Source organism: Gillisia sp. CAL575 (assembly GCF_000403785.1).
Taxonomy (GTDB): domain Bacteria; phylum Bacteroidota; class Bacteroidia; order Flavobacteriales; family Flavobacteriaceae; genus Gillisia.
In genome coordinates, this window is record NZ_APHJ01000054.1 from 198,899 (window position 1) to 221,969 (window position 23,071).

Annotated in this window: 23 protein-coding genes; 14 read left to right on the forward strand and 9 right to left on the reverse strand. The window is 32.3% G+C overall.

Annotation, left to right across the window (positions count from 1 at the left end; all coding sequences use genetic code 11):
* The first annotated feature begins 115 nt into the window (after positions 1-115).
* Entirely contained in the window at positions 116-943 is an 828-nt protein-coding gene (locus I130_RS15595; protein ID WP_034925404.1) for a flagellar motor protein MotB, read from the forward strand.
* A gap of 74 nt (positions 944-1,017) precedes the next feature.
* Here I130_RS15595 and I130_RS15600 read toward each other — a convergent pair whose 3' ends face one another.
* Entirely contained in the window at positions 1,018-1,311 is a 294-nt protein-coding gene (locus tag I130_RS15600; protein WP_034925406.1) for a putative quinol monooxygenase, read from the reverse strand.
* A 70-nt stretch (positions 1,312-1,381) separates the two neighbouring features.
* A complete protein-coding gene (locus I130_RS15605; RefSeq protein WP_034925411.1) occupies positions 1,382-1,795 on the reverse strand; it encodes a DoxX family protein in 414 nt (137 codons plus the stop codon).
* Between the two features lie 345 nt (positions 1,796-2,140).
* Between I130_RS15605 and I130_RS15610 the strand changes: the two genes are divergently transcribed.
* The 7 genes from I130_RS15610 (at position 2,141) to I130_RS15640 (ending at position 11,690) form a co-directional block, all read left to right on the forward strand.
* The gene (locus tag I130_RS15610; RefSeq protein ID WP_034925414.1) at positions 2,141-2,638 is read left to right on the forward strand and encodes a DUF4402 domain-containing protein; all 498 of its coding nucleotides are present in this window, start codon (positions 2,141-2,143) and stop codon (positions 2,636-2,638) included.
* A 341-nt stretch (positions 2,639-2,979) separates the two neighbouring features.
* Positions 2,980-3,471, forward strand: coding sequence for a DUF4402 domain-containing protein (locus I130_RS15615; RefSeq protein ID WP_051119746.1), 492 nt, complete (start codon positions 2,980-2,982; stop codon positions 3,469-3,471).
* An 86-nt stretch (positions 3,472-3,557) separates the two neighbouring features.
* Positions 3,558-4,061: a DUF4402 domain-containing protein gene (locus I130_RS15620; protein WP_034925417.1), complete on the forward strand. Its 504-nt coding sequence runs from the start codon at positions 3,558-3,560 to the stop codon at positions 4,059-4,061.
* Positions 4,062-4,145: 84 nt separating this feature from the next.
* Positions 4,146-4,970 (forward strand): molecular chaperone, encoded by an 825-nt coding sequence (locus tag I130_RS15625; protein ID WP_034925420.1) that lies wholly within the window; start codon positions 4,146-4,148, stop codon positions 4,968-4,970.
* 85 nt (positions 4,971-5,055) lie between these two features.
* A complete protein-coding gene (locus tag I130_RS16340; RefSeq protein WP_198012065.1) occupies positions 5,056-8,550 on the forward strand; it encodes a T9SS type A sorting domain-containing protein in 3,495 nt (1,164 codons plus the stop codon).
* A complete protein-coding gene (locus tag I130_RS15635) occupies positions 8,547-9,077 on the forward strand; it encodes a DUF4402 domain-containing protein (RefSeq protein WP_034925423.1) in 531 nt (176 codons plus the stop codon). The genes I130_RS16340 and I130_RS15635 overlap by 4 nt, the downstream gene beginning before the upstream one ends.
* Positions 9,078-9,098: 21 nt before the next feature.
* The gene (locus I130_RS15640) at positions 9,099-11,690 is read left to right on the forward strand and encodes a hypothetical protein (RefSeq protein WP_157480604.1); all 2,592 of its coding nucleotides are present in this window, start codon (positions 9,099-9,101) and stop codon (positions 11,688-11,690) included.
* Here I130_RS15640 and I130_RS15645 read toward each other — a convergent pair.
* The gene (locus I130_RS15645) at positions 11,687-12,196 is read right to left on the reverse strand and encodes a GreA/GreB family elongation factor (protein ID WP_034925426.1); all 510 of its coding nucleotides are present in this window, start codon (positions 12,194-12,196) and stop codon (positions 11,687-11,689) included. The two genes, I130_RS15640 and I130_RS15645, sit on opposite strands and share 4 nt — an antisense overlap.
* A gap of 256 nt (positions 12,197-12,452) precedes the next feature.
* Here I130_RS15645 and I130_RS15650 point away from each other — a divergent pair, with 256 nt between their 5' ends.
* From I130_RS15650 to I130_RS15660, 3 genes are all read left to right on the forward strand, one after another.
* The gene (locus I130_RS15650; RefSeq protein WP_034925429.1) at positions 12,453-13,082 is read left to right on the forward strand and encodes an HD domain-containing protein; all 630 of its coding nucleotides are present in this window, start codon (positions 12,453-12,455) and stop codon (positions 13,080-13,082) included.
* Between the two features lie 82 nt (positions 13,083-13,164).
* Positions 13,165-14,979, forward strand: coding sequence for an SLC13 family permease (locus tag I130_RS15655; RefSeq protein ID WP_034925432.1), 1,815 nt, complete (start codon positions 13,165-13,167; stop codon positions 14,977-14,979).
* 43 nt (positions 14,980-15,022) lie between these two features.
* The gene (locus I130_RS15660; protein WP_034925436.1) at positions 15,023-16,270 is read left to right on the forward strand and encodes a glycosyltransferase; all 1,248 of its coding nucleotides are present in this window, start codon (positions 15,023-15,025) and stop codon (positions 16,268-16,270) included.
* A gap of 224 nt (positions 16,271-16,494) precedes the next feature.
* Here I130_RS15660 and I130_RS15665 read toward each other — a convergent pair whose 3' ends face one another.
* A complete protein-coding gene (locus I130_RS15665) occupies positions 16,495-17,835 on the reverse strand; it encodes an aspartate kinase (protein WP_034925440.1) in 1,341 nt (446 codons plus the stop codon).
* A gap of 99 nt (positions 17,836-17,934) precedes the next feature.
* On the opposite strand from I130_RS15665, the gene I130_RS15670 reads away from it, so the two are divergent.
* Positions 17,935-18,582, forward strand: a complete 648-nt coding sequence (locus I130_RS15670; RefSeq protein WP_034925445.1) for a hypothetical protein — start codon at positions 17,935-17,937, stop codon at positions 18,580-18,582.
* A 10-nt stretch (positions 18,583-18,592) separates the two neighbouring features.
* Here the strand turns inward: I130_RS15670 and I130_RS16740 are convergent, their stop codons facing one another.
* Positions 18,593-18,745, reverse strand: a complete 153-nt coding sequence (locus I130_RS16740; protein ID WP_198012066.1) for a hypothetical protein — start codon at positions 18,743-18,745, stop codon at positions 18,593-18,595.
* A 160-nt stretch (positions 18,746-18,905) separates the two neighbouring features.
* On the opposite strand from I130_RS16740, the gene I130_RS16915 reads away from it, so the two are divergent.
* Complete coding sequence (locus I130_RS16915; RefSeq protein ID WP_034925447.1) at positions 18,906-19,037, forward strand: hypothetical protein; 132 nt, start codon at positions 18,906-18,908, stop codon at positions 19,035-19,037.
* Between the two features lie 13 nt (positions 19,038-19,050).
* Here the strand turns inward: I130_RS16915 and I130_RS15680 are convergent, their stop codons facing one another.
* Positions 19,051-19,785: a phosphatase PAP2 family protein gene (locus I130_RS15680; protein ID WP_034925450.1), complete on the reverse strand. Its 735-nt coding sequence runs from the start codon at positions 19,783-19,785 to the stop codon at positions 19,051-19,053.
* A gap of 133 nt (positions 19,786-19,918) precedes the next feature.
* Positions 19,919-20,371: a 3D domain-containing protein gene (locus I130_RS15685; RefSeq protein WP_410503378.1), complete on the reverse strand. Its 453-nt coding sequence runs from the start codon at positions 20,369-20,371 to the stop codon at positions 19,919-19,921.
* Between the two features lie 276 nt (positions 20,372-20,647).
* On the opposite strand from I130_RS15685, the gene I130_RS15690 reads away from it, so the two are divergent.
* The gene (locus I130_RS15690) at positions 20,648-21,076 is read left to right on the forward strand and encodes a peptidylprolyl isomerase (RefSeq protein WP_034925453.1); all 429 of its coding nucleotides are present in this window, start codon (positions 20,648-20,650) and stop codon (positions 21,074-21,076) included.
* A gap of 85 nt (positions 21,077-21,161) precedes the next feature.
* Here I130_RS15690 and I130_RS15695 read toward each other — a convergent pair whose 3' ends face one another.
* A complete protein-coding gene (locus I130_RS15695) occupies positions 21,162-21,854 on the reverse strand; it encodes an N-formylglutamate amidohydrolase (RefSeq protein ID WP_034925455.1) in 693 nt (230 codons plus the stop codon).
* Positions 21,851-23,071 (reverse strand): glutamate-cysteine ligase family protein, encoded by a 1,221-nt coding sequence (locus I130_RS15700; RefSeq protein ID WP_034925458.1) that lies wholly within the window; start codon positions 23,069-23,071, stop codon positions 21,851-21,853. The genes I130_RS15695 and I130_RS15700 overlap by 4 nt, the downstream gene beginning before the upstream one ends.

Below are 23,071 nucleotides of genomic sequence, written 5' to 3' on the forward strand. Positions count from 1 at the left end.
AATTTTGGACATGTGCACTGGCACTGTTATCGCAATAAGAATCAACAGGGTCTATGAATAAACCAGAATAAAAATATTAACAAGTAACTAAGGACCTTTAAATTAAAACTATAATATGAAAAAAACAGTATTAGTAAGCGTATTGTCTCTAGCTATGTTCAGTTCTTGTGTCTCTAAGAAAAAATATGTAGAACTTGAAACTGAATTATCTAACACTCAAAGCAATTTACAGCGTACTGCCATAGAGAAAGAAGAAGCGCAGGCAAAATTAGATGCTATTGAAGCTCGTGTTGCAGATTATAATGCGAAGATCAATTCTTTAAAAGAATCTAATGACGAAAAAATGGAGATGAACGATCTTACCGTGATGTCCAATAAAACTAAACAACAAATGAGAGCTACTTTAGCAAAAGTAGATCAAAGTGAATTAAGCCAAGCTACTTCTCTTGAAGATTCCATTAATCTTGCAGTTTCCTATAATTTAAAACAATCTATCACTGATGATTCACAAAGTGATGATGTTCAAATTACTGTTGACAAGACTGTAGTTATGATAAATGTTTCTGATAAATTACTTTTTAGAAGTGGTAGCTATAGATTGAATAACAAAGCTGATGGATTAATGAAAAAATTAGCAGAAGTAATTAATTCTGAACCTAGCATGGAAGTAATGGTAGAAGGTCATACAGATTCTCAAACTATGGTACCTGGATCTCATATTCAAGACAACTGGGATTTAAGTGTAAGAAGGTCTACCTCTATTGTAAGGGCTTTACAAGATAAATATAATGTAGATCCAGCAAAATTAATTGCTGCAGGAAGAAGTAGTTATGTTCCTTTAGTAGAGAACTCTAATAAAGAAAATATGGCTAAGAATAGAAGAACTAGAATAGTTATAATACCAAATCTAGATAAATTCTTTGCAATGATGGATTCTGAATAAATTAAAATCTATCCCTATAAAAAGGCGTAATACAAATATGTATTACGCCTTTTTTGATTTTTGTACACTTATGGTTATACAGCAGAAAGTATCTCGATCTTTTTAATAGTTGGCGGCTCACTTAATAACTCTGAAGCTTTTTCCATAAGTGCTGAAGCAATTTCACCATTTAAATGTGCTTCTCTCCCAGATTCTTTTTCAAAAGTATCAAAAATTCCGAAAGTAGATTCATCTATTTTAAACGAATACCAGGTTATTGTTTTCTCTTCTTTTCTTGCTAAATTCACTGCCTCCTTTATAAAATTAGCAACTTCCATTTCTTTCCCTTCTTTAGCTTTTAAAGTAGCTAGCAATCCTAAATTTTTCATTTTTATAAATTTTATTTAAAGCTATTGTTTTCAAAGGGCTTTACCATCTCCTTAACACAAGATTATATATTTACCTTTTCAATAAATAATAGTCCAAGGCATATTTACCACTTCCAACAATCCCTATAAAGGCATATACTACTAGATAGAACAATGCCAATTCCTTATTTTGAAAAGGATCATTTGCATGAACAACAAAAAAGGCGATAGCCATTGTGAGGCATAAAAATATTGATGCTATTCTTGTCCCTAATCCTACTGTAATTAATAGAGAACAAATTACTTCAGCAAAAACAGCTAAAGTTAGGCTAGCTGTTTGACCAATTCCGATGGGATCTAGAAAAGAAATTTCTTCTGAACTAAATAACATTATCAATTTAGGAATTCCATGTCTAAGCATAAGGGCAGCTAAACAAATTCGTAAGAATAAAAGTCCGTAATCTGTGAGTGGAAGATTCAAACTTGTGCTGTAATTGTTTTTCATTAAATATAAATTTTGAGGAGAAGTTACAAAATATTAACTGTACTGACTTTGACTTATAATGAAAGCTAGATTTAATCCATAATGAGAGGTAACAACAGCGTTCTTAGTAAAGCACTAAAATGTAAGAATATACCCTACACTAAAAAATGAGAATATATTGATATTTCATCCATAAAAGAAGTGTTTGCTAGCTATTTAACTAAGATATCAGTCTAAATATTCAAAATAGAAAGATCAAAGAAAGGTTAAAGTTTTATGTATTTCATCGATTATTAATGTCTTTAGTCGATTTCAATAAAAGTTCTCTCTATATTTGAGTACCTACTTATTTATATGCTATCTATTATGAAAAACATAAATGCACTTATCCTAATATTATTATTATGTTTTTCCAGCATGAGCTTTGCACAAGCGACAGCCACTTTTAATGCTTCCGTTACTATTATCCAACCAATTGGGATTACTACAACATCCGATCTTAAATTTGCCAACATTGATGCGAAGAATGGTGGAGAGGTTACTTTAAGCCCAAATAGTACTAGAAGTACTGCTGGAGAAGTACTGTTATCAGATGGAGGAACAGTTTCAGCTGCATCATTTGAAATCACTGGAGAACCTGGCTATACTTATGGAATTACGTTACCAGGAGATAACCATGTTTTATCTAACGGGACTGAAACTATGGTAATCAATAATTTCACAACAGATTTTAATGGGGATAACGCACTAGCATCAGGACCGCAAACTATTAATGTTGGCGCAACTCTTAAAGTAAATCCTAATCAAACCCCAGGGAACTATATTAACCAGGGTGGATTTAATGTTACAGTAAACTATAATTAAAAGTTGGCGACCCAACTTTCGATAAACACATTTCTCTATTTAGTTCCTAAGCAGCATTCTTACAATTATCTCTAAAATTAATAGAATTCTTACCTTTTTAAATAATTATCTTGTTTTAACAGAAAAGGCTAATAAATAAGTCTTCATCCATGAGATATTAACTTAAAAAACGAAGGCTGATCCTACTTTATTTGCATTTACTACTATATCTTGGCCTTCTCGCTTACACTTTATCGATATAATATTGTCTTTTAACGAGTAATTGAATGTTTTTAGTTTTGGTATATTTATAATAAGTCATATTTGTAGTGTTATTATAAAACAACCCAAATTACCTACATATGAAAAAAATTACTTTTATTTTGTTCGCTTTAATAGCTGGAACAACTTTCGCACAAGATGCTGCATCTGCAGTTGTAAATGCTGCAATTGTAAGTCCAATTACCATTGTTAAGGTTGGTGATTTAAATTTTGGAACTATTAATGGAACTGCTACTGGTGGTAATGTAACTGTAACCAATGGTGGTAACAGATCATTTGCAAATGACGATATGGTTATTACTTCAGCTACCCCAATTACTGCTGCAATTTTTAATATTACTGCAGCAAGTTCTTATAGCTATTCTATTAGCATCCCTCCTTCTACCTTAGCTGGTGGTTCTGGTGGAGATCCTATGAATGTAACCTTTACTCATAGTAGAGAAGGTTCAACAAAAAGAATTGGTGATGGTTTAGAACAGGAGTTAAGAGTTGGAGGTACATTAGTAGTTAATAATGCTCAAAAGGTGGGAGCTTATACTGGAACAGTTGAAGTTACAGTTGCTTACGAATAAATAGAACACATACTATATAAAAAGCCGCCCATGTGGCGGCTTTTTTTTTGTTTTATCCTATTTCCATTCAACTAATTAAATATTATATGAAATCAATTTTTATACTATTATTATTTTTTGTTTGTTTAGGGAAGGCTTACTCACAGGCTTCAGCTTCAGCAAATGTGAATGCAAGAGCCTTAGTAGTGGATCCTATTGAAATCTCGAAATCTGTAGATCTAAATTTTGGGAATGTTATTGCTGGTTATACATCAGGTACAATTATCTTATCTCCAGATGGAACAAGAACAGCTAACGGAGTTCAAATTTCTAATGCAATCCCAGGAGAAGTATCTGCTGCGGAAGCAGTAGTTACTCATGGGGAATATAATTACTCTATAAGTTTACCAGAATCCCTTACCTTATTTAATGAAAGTAATCCTAATCAGATAATGATCATAAATCAGTTTCAAGTAACGCCATTACCAGGAATTTCAAATTTAGGCGATGATATTTTAAAAATCGGAGCTACTCTTAACCTCGAAGCGAATCAGTTACCAGGTTATTATACCAATTCAGCTGGATTTAACGTTACGGTTTCGTATAACTAAAAACTGGGTTTACCATTTTTCAATTGCTTATATTTGAACCTCAGTAACATAACATTTTAACAAAATAGATATCTAATCCCAACTATGATATTAAAATTACTTCAGCCTACCTCTGCATTCTTATTAATCTTATTTCTATTCAGTTCTACCGGGTTCGCCCAAGGAGATTTGATGATTATGCCCAAAAGACTTGTTTTTGACGGCACTCAGCGTTCACAAGAAATTAATCTAATAAATACAGGATCCGATTCTGCCACTTACGCAATCTCCATAGTCCAATACAAAATGACCGAAAAAGGAAATTTTGAAGAAGTAACAGAACCTGAAGAAGATCAACGTTTTGCGACAGATTATTTACGTTATTATCCTAGACAAGTAGTTTTAGGACCAAAGGAAGCTCAAACAGTACGAATTCAATTAACCAGAACGGGAAATTTAGAACAAGGAGAATACCGCTCTCATCTTTATTTCAGGGCTATTGAAAAACAAACTGCACTTGGAGAATTAAATTCAGAGCAAGCAGATGGGATTTCAATAAATATTAAAACCGTTTTTGGAATTAGCATTCCAGTAATAATTAGAGAGGGTTCCTCTACTACATCAATAGAATTGAGTGGAATAGAACTTAATAAAGAAGAGGAGGAAATTATCTTATCACTGATCATCAACCGAACTGGGAACATGTCAGTTTATGGAGAGCTTAGTGTAGAACACATTTCTCCAGATGGAACAAACACAGAAATAGGAAAAGTGCGTGGAATGGCTGTTTATACACCTAATACAAAACGAGATTTTTCGATGAAGCTTCAAAACGTAGAATTGATAGACCTGACTAAAGGGAAATTAAATATTATCTATAAAACAGAAGAGGGAAAACTTTTAGGCGAAGCCAAATTTGACTTGAAATAAACGAGAAATATTTTATAATTCAGAAAGATTGACCTACAGTTTTGAACTGTTTGTAAAATAGATTTTTATGGTAAAAAATTACCTTTTGAATAAATCAACATATAAATTAGGGAAGTGTTTTTATCTAATTAATATCTTGTTTACATTTTTTCTCACTGCGAACATTTCAATTTATTCTCAAGGTCAGCCTGTTATCCAAGCCCCGGCAATTAATAATTCAATTTGTGCAGGGACCACAGCTAACATCGTGTTTACAACTGTTGATGGAAATGGTGCAAATGCGAACAATGGTAAAGGTTTTACTACAAATACTTCTTATAGAGTTTATACTACGAATAATGCTGAATTTACAGTTGTATCTTCTTCCACGGCAAACAATTATTCAACTAGTTCAGAAATAGTTACATTATCCATACAAATACCAAATAATTATACTCCAGCGTTATACCAAATAAGAATTGAAAGTAATCAACCAGATGTAGTTTCAGAACCATCAAATCAATTTGAGATTAAAGCCAAACCTTTAGCCCCAACGGCAAATAGTAATAGTCCTGTATGCTCTGGGGGAATAATTAATTTAACAGCGAGTACTATTACAGGTGCGAGTTATGAATGGACAGGGCCAAATGGTTTTACAAGCAGTACCCAAAATCCAATCATCACAAATTCAACAGTTGCAATGTCTGGAATTTATAGAGTAAAGGCTATCGTAAATTCTTGTTCAAGTAATCTGGGAACTACTACTGTGGTTGTGAATGCAAATCCATCAATCAATTCTACTACCCCAAGATCGAGATGTGGTGCCGGTAGTGTAATTTTAAGCGCAACTGCCTCAACTGGAATATTAAAATGGTACTCTGTAGCATCTGGAGGGAGCATTCTCGGTACAGGATCTAATTTTACAACTCCAAATATTTCGACATCTACAACCTATTATGTAGATGCAACATCAAATGGATGTATTTCGGGTTCGAGAACTGCTGTACTAGCAACAGTAAATACCATTCCAACTATTACAGGTACAACACCAGGATCAAGATGCGGTACAGGCACAGTTGTTTTAGGAGCCACAGCTTCTATAGGGACGATTAATTGGTATGTAGCTGCAAATGGTGGAGCGAGTTTAGGTACAGGTACTACATTCACAACTCCAAGTATTACCTCAAATACCACTTATTATGTTGATGCAATATCAAATGGATGTACTACGGGCTCAAGGTCTGCTGTACTAGCAAAAGTAAATCCCATTCCAACAATTACAAGTTCAACACCTAGATCGAGATGTGGTACAGGTACAGTTGTTTTAGGAGCCACAGCTTCTACAGGGACAATTAATTGGTATGCAGCAGCAACTGGTGGAGCGAGTTTAGGAACGGGTACGACGTTCACAACTCCAAATATTTCCTCAAATACCACTTATTATGTAGATGCAACATCAATTGGATGTATTTCGAGTTCGAGATCTGCTGTATTAGCAACAGTAAACACCATTCCAACCGCACCTATTGTTAGTAGTAATAGTCCTGTGTGTATCGGAGGAACTATTGATTTAACATCAAGTTTTATTTCAGATGCGACCTATTCCTGGACAGGCCCAAATGGTTTTACTTCAAATTCACAAAACCCATCACTTGCCAATGCAAATGCATTAATAGCAGGAAATTATATGGTCACGGTAACTGTGGACGGTTGCACAAGTATTGAGGCAAACACTGATGTGGTTGTGAATAATACATTTAACTGGACAGGTGCAACAAGTACAGATTGGAATACAGCGTCTAATTGGTCTTGTAATACAGTTCCAAGCCTTCAAACCAATGTTATTATAAATTCAGGATTAACAAATTATCCTGTTTTAAATTCTGGTGCAAATGGAATGGCTAAGGATCTTGAATTGCAAATTGGAACTTCATTGACTGTAATGGATAATACAATGCGAATAGCTGGATCTATTACTAATACGGGAACTATTAATAGTCTAAGTGGTACAATTGCAATGGAAGGAGTGAACTCACAAACAATTCCTGCTAATACGTTTGTTTCCAATAGGATTAGAAATTTAATTATAAATAATAATGCTGGAGTTAATTCTAATAATGCCTTGGAAATAACAGGATTCCTTAGAGCTGAGAATGGGCAATTTAACACAGGAAATTTGCTTAGCCTTATTTCAAACAGTACTCAGACAGCATTAATAGATGGTTCTGGAAATGGGCAAATTGTTGGATCTGTAAAAATGCAACGTTACTTAGATTCCGCTATAGGATATAAATATTTTAGTAGTCCATTCAACAATACTACTGTGGGAGATTTTTCATCTTATGTAGATCTTAACGCTACCTTTCCTCAGGTTTATTCTTACAGTGAAGATAATACCGATGGTAGTGGGAATGATATTACTGGTTGGAAATCTTATAATAATTCTACTTTCGGATTAGGCGTTCTGGAAGGATATGCATTTAATTTTGGGACTGCTGGATTAGAAGTGACAGTTGAACTTAACGGGATTGTAAATAATGGGAATTTTCAACGTCAATTAAAAAATACCAATGGAACCTATACAGATGGTTACAACTTAGTAGGAAACCCCTACCCTTCTCCAATAGACTGGGATGCATCGAGCTGGACCAAAACTAACATTGATGATGGCATCTATTTCTTTTCTGCAAACAGCCAATACAAAGGAACATATACCTCTTACGTAAATAATGTTTCTAGTGATGATGGTGGTTCTTCTAATATAATTCCATCAATGCAAGGTTTCTTTGTACATGTAAGTGATGGTGGAGATGATAGTTCAGAAACTAGTGGAATTTTGGCTTCAACAAATGAAGTAAGAGTAAATAATTTTACGCAACAATTCATTAAAAAAACAGAACCCAACCCAATTTCTCTTATTAGACTTTCTGCAGGAATTAAGGATAACCTCGCAAAGGATGCCATGGTTATCTATTTTGATTCTTATGCAAAAGAAGGTTTTGAAAAGGACATGGATGCGTTAAAATTAATGAATACAGATGAGCGTGTTCCCAATCTTTATAGCATCTCCTCAAAAAGTGTAAAATTATCCATTAATGCATTGCCTGCCTCTTTTAAAACTGCAAATCAGAGAATTCCTTTGGGAATACGTTCTGAAATGGATGGAGAAATGAGTATCCGTCTTAAAAACATAGAAAATCTCCCGTCTAATTTCTTTGTGTATCTTATTGATGACGTTAAAAGAATTGGTCAGAATCTTTCAGAAATACCAGAGTATAATTTCCGTATTAAAGCTGGAGAACATAACTCAAGATTCTTTTTAATATTTTCTGAATATGAATTAACAGATCCAGCCTTAGCTTTCGATGAACCATTCAGTATAGAAACATTAAATGGAAAGGTATATGTTAACTTGAATCTAGAAAATGGAATGTCTGGAGTATTAATGGCAACTACGGTAACTGGTCAAATTTTAGATATCAAGAAGGTATCTGGTAATGAAACTATTAGTTTAGATGGGATAAAAAGCTCAGGGCTTTACTTTATTAACTTAAGCTGGGAAGGCCAGAAATTCTCTAAAAAGATAATAATTCAGAAATGAAAAATTTAAATTTATCATTTGCACGTAAAATAAACCTGGTTAAAAATCTGGTATTCGCACTATTCATGTTTTCATCTGGAGTCACAGTTTTCGCTCAAGAAAATCCACCTATTCCTATTCAAGTTGAAGTTCGAACTGCCCGTTATCTAAATTTTGGAACTTTCACTGTTGGGGTCTCAGGTGGTACTGTAATAGTTTCACCCGACGGACTTCGAAATCCCACCGGTGATGTGGTACTTTTAAATCTTGGACCCACTGTTACTTCCGCCCTTTTTGAAGTTACAGCAATTCCAGGAACTTTGGTAACTATATCTCATCCTCCAAGTTTTATTTTAACTGGAACAAGCGGAGATCAGATAGTTTTAAAGGATTTAACCTATAGTGAAAATAAAACATTTATTACGACAGCCCAATCCACAAGCATAAATGAAATTAAAATAGGTGGCACTTTACAATTAGGTACAATTAATAGCAACCGGGCGGGTTCATACAGCGGTACTATTGATATTACCTTTATTCAACAATAACTACCCTATAGAAAGCAAGTCTTGATCCACAAACAATTTTCTCTTTATAATTTATTTATTGAAAGCAAAAATACACTTAAGGTCTATTTGGTACTTCTCACCGTTATATTTTTAGGTAATATTAATTGTTCTGCGCAGGAATATGATGAATTTCCAGTTGAATTGCGAGTTTCTAAATTAGGAGTTACCGAGATGCCAGTTGCAATTAAAAATCAAGAGGCTTACATAGCGGTTGCAGATTTTTTGGATTTTTTAGATTTAAAAAATGACGTAGGAAACAGCCCGGCAGAAATTACTGGGTTTATTATAAACCCTAATAATTCATTTAAATTCGATATTCAGAAACTAAAAGTTATATATAAAGGGGAAGATTTTATAATTAAGCCAACAGATTATATTCTTACCGCAACTACATTCTACTTTAGATCTTCACTCTTTGGTGAGATATTCGGGCTTTATACTAAATTTAATTTCCGTGATCTTTCCATTAATTTAGAGACCGATATTGAACTTCCAAAGGTAAAAGAACTACGACTATTAAATATTCGCCAAAATCTAAATGAACTTAGAGGCTTTGTGACTCCCGATACATTAATAGAAAGAAAATACCCCTTTTTTAGGGCAGGAATGGCAGATTGGTCGGTAGTAACAACTCAGCAAACTAATGGAACTAATGATAATAGATTTAATCTTGGTCTGGGAACTATGATAGCTGGTGGGGAAACCAATGTTCTCTTAAACTACTCCACACGTGTCCCATTCACTGCTAAAAATCAATTTTATCAATGGAAGTATGTAAACAATAATAGTAAACTTTTCAAACAAGTTACTGCGGGTAAAATCTTTTCTAGAGCTACTTCTTCTCTTTTTGCCCCTGTAGTTGGAATACAATTAACTAATACACCAGTAATTAACAGAAGATCTTTTGGTTCCTATACTCTTACAGATGTCACCGATCCTAGATGGACAGTTGAATTATACGTTAATAATGTGCTGATAAATTTTACAGAAGCAGATGCATCTGGATTTTTTAGCTTTGAGGTTCCATTAATGTATGGAAATACCATTGTAAATCTGAGATTTTATGGGCCTTATGGAGAAGAACGAACGGAGGAACGTATAATTAATATTCCTTACAACTTTATACCTAAAAAGGAACTTGAATACACCTTTAGCGCTGGAATAGTAGAAAACGAAGATAATGATCGTTTCTCCAGATTTAATTTGAACTACGGTATTTCTAATGGTTTTACCTTAGGTGGAGGAGTAGAATATTTGTCTGATGTTACTTCCGGTGAATTTATGCCTTTTTTGAATACTTCATTAAAAATCTCTTCCAATTTACTTTTCTCTGGAGAATATATGCATGGTGTAAAATCTGAAGCTTTATTAAGCTATAGAACTCCTTCAAGTTTTCAAATAGATTTTAATTATATAAATTATAATAAAGATCAGACTTCTATTAATTATAATTATTTAGAGGAGAGAAAAATAAGTTTATCGCTACCTATTAGAACTAAATTTTTTACCACTTATTCTAGATTCAGTATAAATCAAATTATACTTCCTACAACAAAATTCACATCAGCTCAATTTTTAATGTCTGGATCTTTTTTCGGAATTAGTACAAATCTTACAACGTATGGATTGTTTAATGAGCGATCTAAAACTCCTACAATTTATAGTACTCTATCTCAAACCTATAGATTACCATATCAATTGCTTTTATCACCTCAAATACAATATGATTTTAGTGACAATGCTATTACCAATATGATAGTAAGATTAGAAAGACCCTTTTTAAAACGTGGATTTGTTAATGTTGGATTCGAAAACAATTTTTTAAGAAATACACAGATTTTTGAGATCGGTCTAAGGTATAATTTGAATTTTACCCAAACATCATTTACATCGAGAATAGGGAATTCAAATTCCACTTTTATTGAATCTGCAAGAGGAAGCTTCCTTTTTGATGATGCAACCGGGTATATTTCCTCGAATGATAGAAGCAGTGTAGGAAAAGGTGCTGTGACAATTATTCCGTTTTTAGATTATAATGATAATAATGTACGAGAAGAATCGGAACCTAGTGTTCCAGGATTGACAATAAAAAACCTTGGAGGTAGTGTTACTTATAATAAAGATAAAACTCAACTTAGAATTTATGACTTACAACCTTATACCAATTTTATAATTCAGGTGGATACATTAAGTTTAGATAATATTGCTTGGAAAATTAATAACCCAATAATAGCACTAGAGACTGTTCCAAATCAATTTAAAACTATCTATATACCTGTAAAGGTGTTGGGAGAAGTTTCGGGAATGGTTTACGTAAAGGATGAAAACGGAACTAAAGGACAAGGGAGAATTTCTGTTCACATATTTAACATGAACAATGAGTTAGTAGGAAAATTTCTAACAGAAGGCGATGGTTACTTTACTTATTTGGGTTTAAAGACAGGAAAGTATAAGGCTGTAATAGATCCTGAACAACTGGAAAAGATCGGCTATATAGCAAATCCTGCTGAACTAGAGTTTACTATAGAAAAATCTGAATTTGGAGATATTGTGGATGATTTGGAATTCATTTTAGAAAAGCAATCCAACTAATATTTTATACTAAGTATTTCTAACTCCTGCATCTTGCCTGCCATAAATACTTCCGTTTTCTCATCTACTTTTTTACCTGTTAGCGCCTTTGCTAACGGTGCTACAAATGCAATCTTATTTTCCTTAATATTTGCTTCATCTACACCCACTATCTGAAATTCTTTAACTGATCCCTTTTGATCACCTGTTAAAAATTTAAAAGAGATCAAGGCTCCAAACCTAATTTCATTTTTAGCTTGCGCTTTTGGATCTAAGATTCTTGCAGATGAAATTCTATCATTCAATAAATTTAATTTTCCATTTAAAATCGCCAACGTATGTCTTCGCTCCTTACCTTCCTCCAACTCTAAATTAACAATACTGTTATCCAATTCTTCCTTTTCCTTTTTTAGATTATCATAACCAATTGGAGTGACATAATTTATTTCCCCAGGAGGCAAAACCGATCTTGCTGGTATAAAAGGTGCTTCTTCTTGATCCTCTTCCTTCACAAATCCTCTACTCATAATTTAATTTTAGATGTTTTTTCAAATTAGGAAACATTTAATATAATTACAACATAAAGTTGTTGCACCGTAAAAGTAAAAATTATAATATTTCGGCAGAAAAAGTAATAACATAATAAAAGGTTAAAAAGTTTAATTAACTGAAGTATTACCTGAAATCTCGTAAATTTAGAAACGAAGTTTTGTTATTAGTTCTTCTCAAATTTTATATAATAAAATCGTTTAAAGATTTTAGAAACTGAAATAATATTTACAAATGGCTCTTAATTTTTTAAAAGGATTTAATAAAACGAATTTAGTTTCTAAGACTTATGAGCATTGTATCGATTTTTTAAATAATAGTCGGTGTAAAACACTTCCTTTTCATAGTGTTCAGCATACAGATGATGTATATCAATATGTAAAAACTATTGCCAATTATGAGGAAGTTTATGGGTCTGAACTGGAGCCAATTTTAATAGCTGCATTATTTCATGATACGGGAATGGCGGAAACTTATATGAATCATGAAGAGCAAAGTGTTATTCATGCTACAGCATTCCTTAAAGAAAATGATTATCCCGAAAGCAAAATAGAAATTGTACAGAACTGTATAATGGCAACAAAAATGCCTCAAAACCCTAAGACAAAGGCTGAGAAAATCCTTTGTGATGCAGATCTGTATCATCTAGGTTTGGAAAGTTATATTTTCAGAAATGAGCGGCTAAGAGCAGAATGGGAGCATTTTTTTAATAAAGAATTTTCAGATGAAGAATGGTTTGCGTTAAATGTAGACTTTTTAGATACCCAGAAATATCATACATGGTTTGGAAAAACAGTTTTAAATAATAGAAAAGATCTTAATTCTAAAATGCTTAAAGAAAGACATGCAAAGTATAAGCATTAAATTACGATTGCCTCTCATTATTTGAACACGAATTTTTATCTTATCTATCCCAAGCTTAGCATAACGTTAAATATTATAGGGTATGTCTATTGAAATTATCTTAATTTTTATAATTCTTGGTATTGTTATCATCCTTTTTGCGCTGGAGGTTTTCCCTGTAGATAAAATTGCATTTTTCATTATGGTTAGCCTCTTGCTAACTAAATTGATCACTCCTGAAGAAGCAATCTCTGGTTTTGCTAATCCCGCCACAATTACCGTATTAGCTTTAATGATAATCGCTATTGGATTAGAGACAAATGGGGTGATAAGCTGGCTTTCTAATGGATTAAAAAATTTAAAGGGCCTTCCTATTTATTTAATGATCCCTGTTTTTATGCTAATTGCGGGAAGTGTTTCTGCTTTTATCAATACTACCGCTGTAGTTATTGTATTTATTAAAGTAATTACAGAACTCTCTGCAAAATATAATATACCAAGCGAAAAATTATTATTACCAGTATCTTTTGCTGGAATTATTGGTGGAAGTTGCACCTTAATGGGGACTTCTACTAATCTTATTGTGAATGCAATAGCTATTGAAAAAGGTGTAGAACGCTTTACCTTTTTCGAGTTCACTAAATATGGGGTAATATTTTTATTTATTACCATAATCATTGTTAGTCTCTTATATAAATTTCTACCGAACAAAGGAAAATCAGATATTAATAAAATTTATAACCTAGATGAATATATTACTAAAGTAATCATCAATAAAAATTCTGAAGTAATTGGTAAAAAGATCATGGACACATTTTTCCATGACAATATGGACATAGAGATATTACGTCTAAAAAGAGATGGAATCATTAACGATAGACCAGGTAAATACACTATTCTTAAAGCCAAGGATCAATTACTTTTAAGGTGTAATCTTGAAAATCTTGTCGTATTTAAAGAACACGAAGGTTTCTCTGTAATTAAAGAGGACACAAAAAAGTTCACTCTTCCAATTACAGATGCTGAGGGTCTGGAAGAAAATATACAAGTTGTTGAGATCTTAATGTTACCCAACTCCCCGTTAATAGGCAAAAGCATTAAATCTGTTGGGAATTTCGATCTACAAGGAGCCATACCGCTGGCTATTAAAAAAAGAAGCAGTTTTAGACATCCAGAGGATAGAATTTTTAGTAAAAAGAGAGATGAGATAGAACTTCGTGTGGGAGATAGATTACTGGTTGAAGTATCTGCCAAAACACTTTCTGCACTGGGAAAAGTAGATAATATCACAATTCTACAGCAACACCAGGAAATAGAAGTAAAGAAGAAATCCAAGAGACTCATCTCTTTGGGTATTTTAATAGTTGTAGTTTCTCTATCTGCATTTTCAATATTCCCAATATTACAAAGTGCTTTGGTTGGAGTATTCTTAATGATCTTCACAAAATGTCTTGATCTTGGGAAAGCTTATTCTCAAATTAATTGGCAGGTGATCTTTTTATTGGCTGGAATGATCCCTCTAGGAATTGCAATGAGTAATAGCGGTGCAGATATGTGGATTGCGAGCCATTTATTAGCCGTTTTCACAGAGCAATCTAGCACCATCATTATAGGAATTCTATTTTTAGTTACTATGATCTTAAGTGGCTTTGTTTCTAATAATGCAACAGCTATAATTATTACGCCTATTGCCATAACCATCGCAACCACTATGAATTTAGATCCAAAACCTTTTATTTTGGCAATTATGTTTGCCGCTAATTTTAGTTTTTTCACTCCCGTAGGTTATCAAACAAACACCTTAATTTATGGGATGGGGATGTACAAATTCAAGCATTTTTTAATAATTGGAGGATCGGTATCTTTAGTACTTTGGATCGTGGCTTCGTTACTACTTTCGGGAACTTTCACGGTTTAGACTCTATCACTTAAAAATAATCAAGTATTTTTGAAGAAAAAAAATGTCTACTGTATTAGTGATAGGTTATGTTTGGCCAGAGCCAAATTCTTCTGCAGCTGGAAAGCGAATGCTTCAGTTATTGGAATATTTCACTTCTTCTAATTATACAGTGATTTTTGGAACTACAGCTGCACCTTCTGTATTTGCATCAGATCTAACAGAACTTGGAATCTCTTCAGTAAAAATTGAATTAAATAATAGCAGTTTTGATACCTATATTGAAGAACTTCAGCCGGAGATCGTTCTTTTTGATAGGTTTATGATGGAAGAACAGTTTGGATGGCGAGTTAGTAAAAATTCTCCAAATTCAATAAAAATATTAGATACCGAAGATTTACACTTTCTGCGGAACCATAGAGAGAAAGAAGGTAATACGGTAAGTTCTATTACTAATTCTGAATTAGCAAAACGCGAAGTCGCAAGTATTTATAGATGCGATATAAGTCTAATTATTTCTGAAATAGAAATGAATTTGTTAAAAGAGACTTTTAAGGTTCCAGAAAATATTCTGCTTTATATTCCTTTCTTATTTAACAACTTAACTGAATTAGAAATTGAACTTCTCCCCTCTTTTGAAAAAAGACAAAATTTTATTAGCATCGGGAATTTTAAACATAAACCTAATGTAGATGCTGTGAGGTTTCTAAAAAAGGATATCTGGCCGATAATTAGAAAAACACTTCCAAATGCTGCACTCCAAGTTTACGGAGCATATCCTATTGCTTCTATACTTCAATTAAATAATTCTAAAGAAAATTTTCATGTAAAAGGAAGGGTTGAAAATGCTGAAGTAGTTATGAGAGAATCCAGAGTTAGTCTTGCTGCATTAAGATTTGGAGCTGGATTAAAGGGCAAACTCACCGAGGCCATGCTATGTGGTACCCCAACAGTTACCACTAGTTTAGGTGCCGAGGGTATGCAAGGAGGACTTCCATGGAACGGCTTTATAGAAAATAATCCAGAAGGCTTTGCTGAGGCAGCCATTAAGCTTTATACCACAAAAACGCTCTGGCAAGAATCTCAAATTAATGGATATCAGCTTATAAATAAACGCTACAATAAAGAGGTGTATTATACAATCATGGACAACCGATTGAATAAGATTAAAGAGAAGCTAACTAAGCATAGAGAAAACAACTTTATTGGTAATATGCTTATGCATCATAGGCTAAAGAGTACTCAGTATTTATCCAAATATATTGAAGTAAAGACAGAATTAGAAAATTTAAAATCTTCAATTGATAATTAAAATTATTGTTATTGATAGATTCTGTTTACTGAAATCATTAATCCATATACTCTAGTAATAGAACTTTCCGCGGTTAAATATTTTGTAAATCGAATACTGCTATTATTACAGAGAATACACAAAATTAAGTTGTAATTCTTCGGTAATCAAGATTTCTCATCAACGCAATTTTGCTAAATGAATTTTCTGTTTTTGTATAAAAAGTTTCAGATCATTATGATATTCTAAAGAGAAACCAATTCTTTTTCTTTCTGAAGAAATAGTGTTTTATGTAATGCTTTTAATGCACTTACCTTATTTTCTGTGGAAACTAAAAGAGACACATTATTAAAGCTTCCACCATAAGATATCATACGTACAGGTATTTCATTTAAAATTTCGAATAATCTAAAAGTATTTGGATCATTAATAAGATCTTCTCCAACAATACAAATAATACTATGGTTCATTTCTACGGTAATATCCCCACATCCCTCAAGTTGATCCAAGATAAGGTCTAAATTTTTTGTATCATCTATGGTCAGGGAAATTGCTATTTCTGAAGTGGTGATCATATCAATTGCAGTTTCCAAATTATCAAATATTTCGAATATTTTCTTTAGAAAACCATGAGCCATCAACATTCTATTAGACTTTATTTTTATAGCCGTAATTCCATCCTTTGCTGAAATTGCTTTGAGTCCACTTGCATTAATTTCTGAAGATATTTTAGTTCCCGGCAATGTTGGTGTAAAAGTATTTTTTAGATAGATTGGAATGTTCTTATCTATGACTGGAGAAATGGTTTGCGGGTGTAAAATTTTAGCTCCAAAATACGCAAGTTCGGCTGCCTCTTCAAAGGTTAGATTAGATAGAGGGTGTGTGTCTTCCACATATCTTGGATCGTTATTATGAAAGCCGTCTATATCTGTCCAAATTTGAACTTCCTCTACATTTAATGCAGCCCCGAGTATAGTAGCAGTATAATCACTGCCTCCTCGTTTTAAAGTACTCACACGATTATGTTTGTCTATTCTTACAAATCCTTGAGTTATATATATTGCATCATTGCCCGTGCTTTTTAATAAAGGTGCAATTCTACTTGCGATCTTACTCGTATCAGGATTTTCCAGATTTGCTACATACATAAAGCGTTTAGCATCCAGAAGAGTATTAGCTATATTAAAAGTAGATAGATATTCTGAAAAGATGTATGTAAGTAAACTTTCCCCATAGGTTAGAATTCTATTTGTATTATTTTCAGAATACTCTTCTAATAATAAGTCATCAAATTCTTTAAATAAAATATTTAAACCATTCCTAACAGCCGTATTATTAGTTTGATTAGTTATCAATTTATCTAGAAGCTCAAAATGTTTAGTTTTAAGTTCAGTATTTAATATTTGTATTTGCTGCTGATCTTTCGATTTAATTAAGTTGGTTATATCTACCAAATAATTAGTAACTCCAGACATTGCTGAGAGTACGATCATTTTAGGTCCTTGTATGGACTGAATAATCTCACGAACATTTAATATACTTTCTGCAGTTCCTACAGAGGTTCCTCCAAATTTTAATACACGCATATTTTATAATTTAAAGTGCATAATTAGTGAGAGTTGGAACAATGAAGAAAAAACAATTAGAATTTATATATATTTACACAAAATGTATATTATTTAACAATGAACACTATAACCTCCTGTGTACACAGCATGCTTAGACATCAACCATTTTTAGATGATGCCTTATCAAAAGATCTCATAAATTTTAGCGCATTGGCAGAGCATTTACAGCCAGAAGTAGAAAAGATCTTGAGAAAACCTGTTAAGCAGGGCTCTATTATTATGGCTTTGCGAAGATATTCTCCACAACGAAATCTTTTAAAAAATGCAAATTTAAGGGAAATGGGAGATATTGTGGTTAGATCTGGAATCACAGAGTTCACTTATTTAAACTCAAATACCTTGCTTGGAAATCAGGCTTTACTAATGAATTCAGTTAAAGATCAAATAGGAGTTTATTTAAATTACTCCAGTACTTACCAAGAGAGTAATATTTTGGTTTCTACAGATCTCAAAGAAAGAGTTGCAGATTTTTTTAAAAATGAAACACTGGTATCTGTAAAAAGTGAATTATCTAGTATTACTATCGCATTACCAAAAAACAGTTCTAAAACTGTAGGTCTTTACTTTTATATTTTTAAGCTTTTAGCTTATGAGGGAATTCCTGTTTTTGAGATGATCTCTACTTCCAATTATTTTGCATTATTCCTTGAGAAGGAATATATAAATCAGGCATTTTTATTACTTAATGAAATAAAAATATCATGATAATTTAATCTTACCAAACATCAAAATAAACACCAGTCATTGCAACACCTGCTGCAAGAATAACTAATACTATTAAAATAAAGAAAACTCCAAATTTTGTTTTCTTATTATTTTGTAAAATATAATCTTCAGATTGGTTGTCTTCTTTATCTCTGATTTGCATAAAATAATTTTTTTTTCAAATTTAATTAAATTAATCTTTAAGAATTGTAAAAAAAATATAAAATGAGAAGGCATTTATTTATAATTAATTAAATTTTTCTTAAACACTAAATGTAATTTACACCTTCTTTCTATTTTTAAACAATTAAAAAATTAAGGTAATGAAAAATATTTTAAGAGCACTATTAGCAGGCTGGGGTGCCAAGAAATTTGGTGGAGGATGTGGTTGTTTTGGTATTGTAATAGTATTTATAATCTTATGGTTTCTCTTAGGACATTTAGGACTTAACTAATTATTTGGAGACCTTAAGCTTTACGTTCTTCTTCTCTTCGGAAAAGATCAATAATATTGAATATAAGCACACAAAACATAACCCAAATAGTTCCTGCTATTATACCTCCGGCAATGTCGGAAGGGAAATGAACTCCCAAATAAATTCTACTTATACCAATACTAACAATAAGAAAGGAGCATATAAAGATTAGAATTCCTTTTAACCACTTATTGATCTTCAGAAAATAACATAAATAAATTAAAAAACCGTAAAATGCTGTGGCACTCATAGCGTGACCACTTGGATAACTTAGGGTTTGAACAGAAACTAAGTGTTCTGCAGTCGGTCTCGCACGATTTATCACTTCCTTTAAAGCAAGATTTGAAAGTCCCGAAACGATTATAACAAATACTAGTTGAGCGACATAGCGCCAGTTCTTAAATTTGAAAAAGAAGAAAAGTGAACATATTGTTGTTACTACGATGTAACCATAAAGGTCGCCAAGATTAGTTATAAATTGAAGAATTTTATTTAAAAAGGGGGTTCTAAAAGATATCACATATTCTGTAATAGCCGCATCGTACTTAGCAATAAGATCACTATTAAGGGTATTGGTTAATTCTATAAAAACATTAATCCCCACAACAACTATAATCAATGCCAAGATAATAGATATTATATAGGGCAGTTTGTGATTGTACTGGTGGAATTTATTCCTTAAAATAGATTGTAGTCCGCGTAAGAAATCAATAATCTTTTCTCTCATATTTATTTTACTAACAACCTACCTAAATTAATTAATTAGAAAGCGCTAATTTAAAAAGTAAAACTAAAGAAAATCTAAGGATTTTAAAATAAGATAGAGAAACACTATTGGTTGCCATGAAATTTTTTAAGATTTATAAATCTAAGTTTTCCACTAGACTATCATTTTGAGCTAGATACTGTATACTTATTTTCTTTCTTCCCCAGTTCTTTGCTTTTTGAACATCTACTCCCATATAAATGTCAATTTTATTTCTCCAGCGATGATGCATTTTATCTTTAACGAAAAAAATTCCAGATAAACCATCAATCTTCACGGGAGTATTATAAACCATCCCCTTTTTCATTAGATCTCGAGAGATCGCAATCACATTCATTCCTGGTTTTAAAGTATCTCCCCAAGCGGTTATTTTTGGATTACCTTGATTTTGATATGTCAAAGAATTATATGCACTAGCAGTAACTTCTACCGTTTTCCAATTCATGGCTTCTACATTAGTTTCTTTAGGTTCTTTACAACTCACATATAGTGTCATAAAAAATGCGAAAAAAGAAATAGATGAAATTTCCAGAAATAATCTAGTCATTGCTCTTATTTTTTGAATATAGATAATAACTGACATAATTACCGATTATTGTTAAAGCCTGTAATAATAGCATCTTTAAAACTCAATTTACAAAATATATGCACTATTATAGGCAGTTTTTAGGCTCAAAAGTATGATTATAGCTTTTATATGAGTAGAAATTGGTCTTAAATGATGTCTCTAGACTTTGGCAAGGTTATGGCACCTTAAGAAATAACAACATGTAAATCTCAATATTGAAGTTTGCATATTTTTAGAAATTGAAAAAACACATTTATGAGTCAAGTTAAAGAGAAAGACACGGTAAAAGTACATTACACAGGAAAATTAGCAGACGGACAAGTTTTTGACAGTTCAGAAGGAAAAGATCCTATCGAATTCACTTTAGGTCAAGGTCAATTAATACCTGGTTTTGAAAATGGTCTTATCGATATGAAATTGAATGAGAAAAAAACAATCAATATTCCAATGACTGAAGCATATGGCGAGCCACGTGCAGAATTGATCCAGGAAGTTGAAAAAAGTCAATTACCACCAGAAATCTCTCCAGAAGTTGGAATGGGATTAGTTTCTAAAGGACCTGATGGTCAAGAAATGAATCTTTTGGTTGCTGAAGTTAAAGATGAAACTATTGTAGTAGATGGAAATCATCCTTTAGCAGGAAAAGACCTTATTTTTGATCTTGAAGTAGTAGAGATCAAGTAATAATCGATCATTAGATTATTTACCTCATAATTTGATTTTGTACAAGTAATACAAATCTAATTATGAGGTTTTTTTATTTTTAGAATTATTTAACTTCTCTGAGCTTGAGCAAAGCATTAAAAATTGCTGATTTCAATTTTGGTGGAAACATATTGTCTATTCCTATAAATTTCTGATTGATTTCCAACTCAATCCCAGCATAGTTTTCGGGAAATTTCTTTCTTAAATAAGTAGTAAAGCCATCGGCTGTACCTAAATAAGGATAATTATATCTAATATTAAAATCGGGTAATTCATATTGAAAATATTCCTTCAGTTTTTTACTGAGTAGTTTTTCAGAATTACTGAATGGATCGTATAATATGCCAATATCGGAATTTCTGATTTTTTCATTTAAAACAGGTGTAAAACTATGAAATGAAATATGTGTTACCTCCTCCCCTGTTTTAATGAGTTTTAAAATTTCGGCTTCAACCTTGTCTCTATAAGGCGCATAGATTACAGATATCAAATTATCTTTGGTTTCTAAATTTAGGGTTGCTGAGAACTCTGAAAATAATTTTGGATGGTGTTTAGATCTATTTAGCTCAATTAATAATCTACTTACAGTATTAGATTTAGAAAAATCACTTAAAGATTTACAAAATTTAAAAAGATCTAAGGACCCATAATCTATTCCTCGATGAGAATTAAGAGCATCAATAGCATTCACAAATAAGACTTGGTATTTTTTAGGAATTTCATTCCCACCATGCTCACAGGTAAAAACTAATTTCATGGATTATAAAATTTATTGTTTTCTAGGCAGCTAACTAATTCTGAATAGACAGAATTTATATGAGCATGGGAATAATCATTCAAAAGTCCTTTTTGAATTCTTGTTGCTAAACTTCCTTTAGACAGAATAAATTCAATAGATTTTCTATGTTTTGGAGAAATTCCATCTGAAACCCTCTGGTATAAAGATTCCCACAATTCACCTGCGGTGCATTCTGAAGTAACATCAAATAAATTTAAGAATCTGGAATCAGTTATTTGGGTGTTTTCAGCATCCTCTATTATATCATTAAAGATGGCAAAAAGATCATTCTCATGCCAATTCTTCTGATCCTGTAGAGAAACTAGTTCTTCTGAAACTAAGAGTTTTAAAGTTTCAATTATTAAAACCGCTATAGCGATATCTGCCTTTGGGCATTCTTGTATATCTATAACTCGAATTTCAATTGCATTTCTATCAAATCTAGCTATTGCACCTCGTGAATTAAGGAAATGTTTGTCGAGAATTTTATCTGTATCATAAGGGGCAATGGCTTTATTAATAGGCTCAAAGATCCTTTTAATATAATCCTCCTTAGTAAATACTTGTTCTGGAATTACCTTCCCTGTCATTTCAGGAATTTCCTTCTGATTGGTTTTATAGACTTCCATCCTACTATCTAAAAAGCCCGTAATTTTTCCATCAAAAATAGGAGAACTGGCACTTAGAGCAGGAATAATGGGAAGTAGAACCCTAATAGCAGCATGTAATTTTCCAAACTCTTCGTCTCCAAAAAAAGGTAAGTTAAGGTGCATACTTTGCACATTACTCCACCCATGCCCTCTACAATCAAAGATCTTGTTATATAAAGAATAAATCTCACTATAATCATGCTCCCATAGTTTCATTTCCTTTTCAGGATCCATTAGAGGGTGTGAGGCAGTTGGCATTAATGTTGCGTCTTCTGCAAGCAGTAATTTATTGATCTCTTTGATGTTTTTATGAAATAATTCATCCAGATCTTCCAATTGTCTTGTTGGTCCATTTGTTTTAAGTTCAACCACATGAGCAACCAACTCATTACTCCATTCTATTTTGCCATTAGAAACGTCTGAAGTTATAGAACCATTTTTAAGAATCATTAATTTGTCTACGATTGGGGTAATCTTAAGATTGGTAGTCTTTACGAGCATGTATTCCAATTCTATCCCAAATACTTCAAAAAGCCGATAACTCAT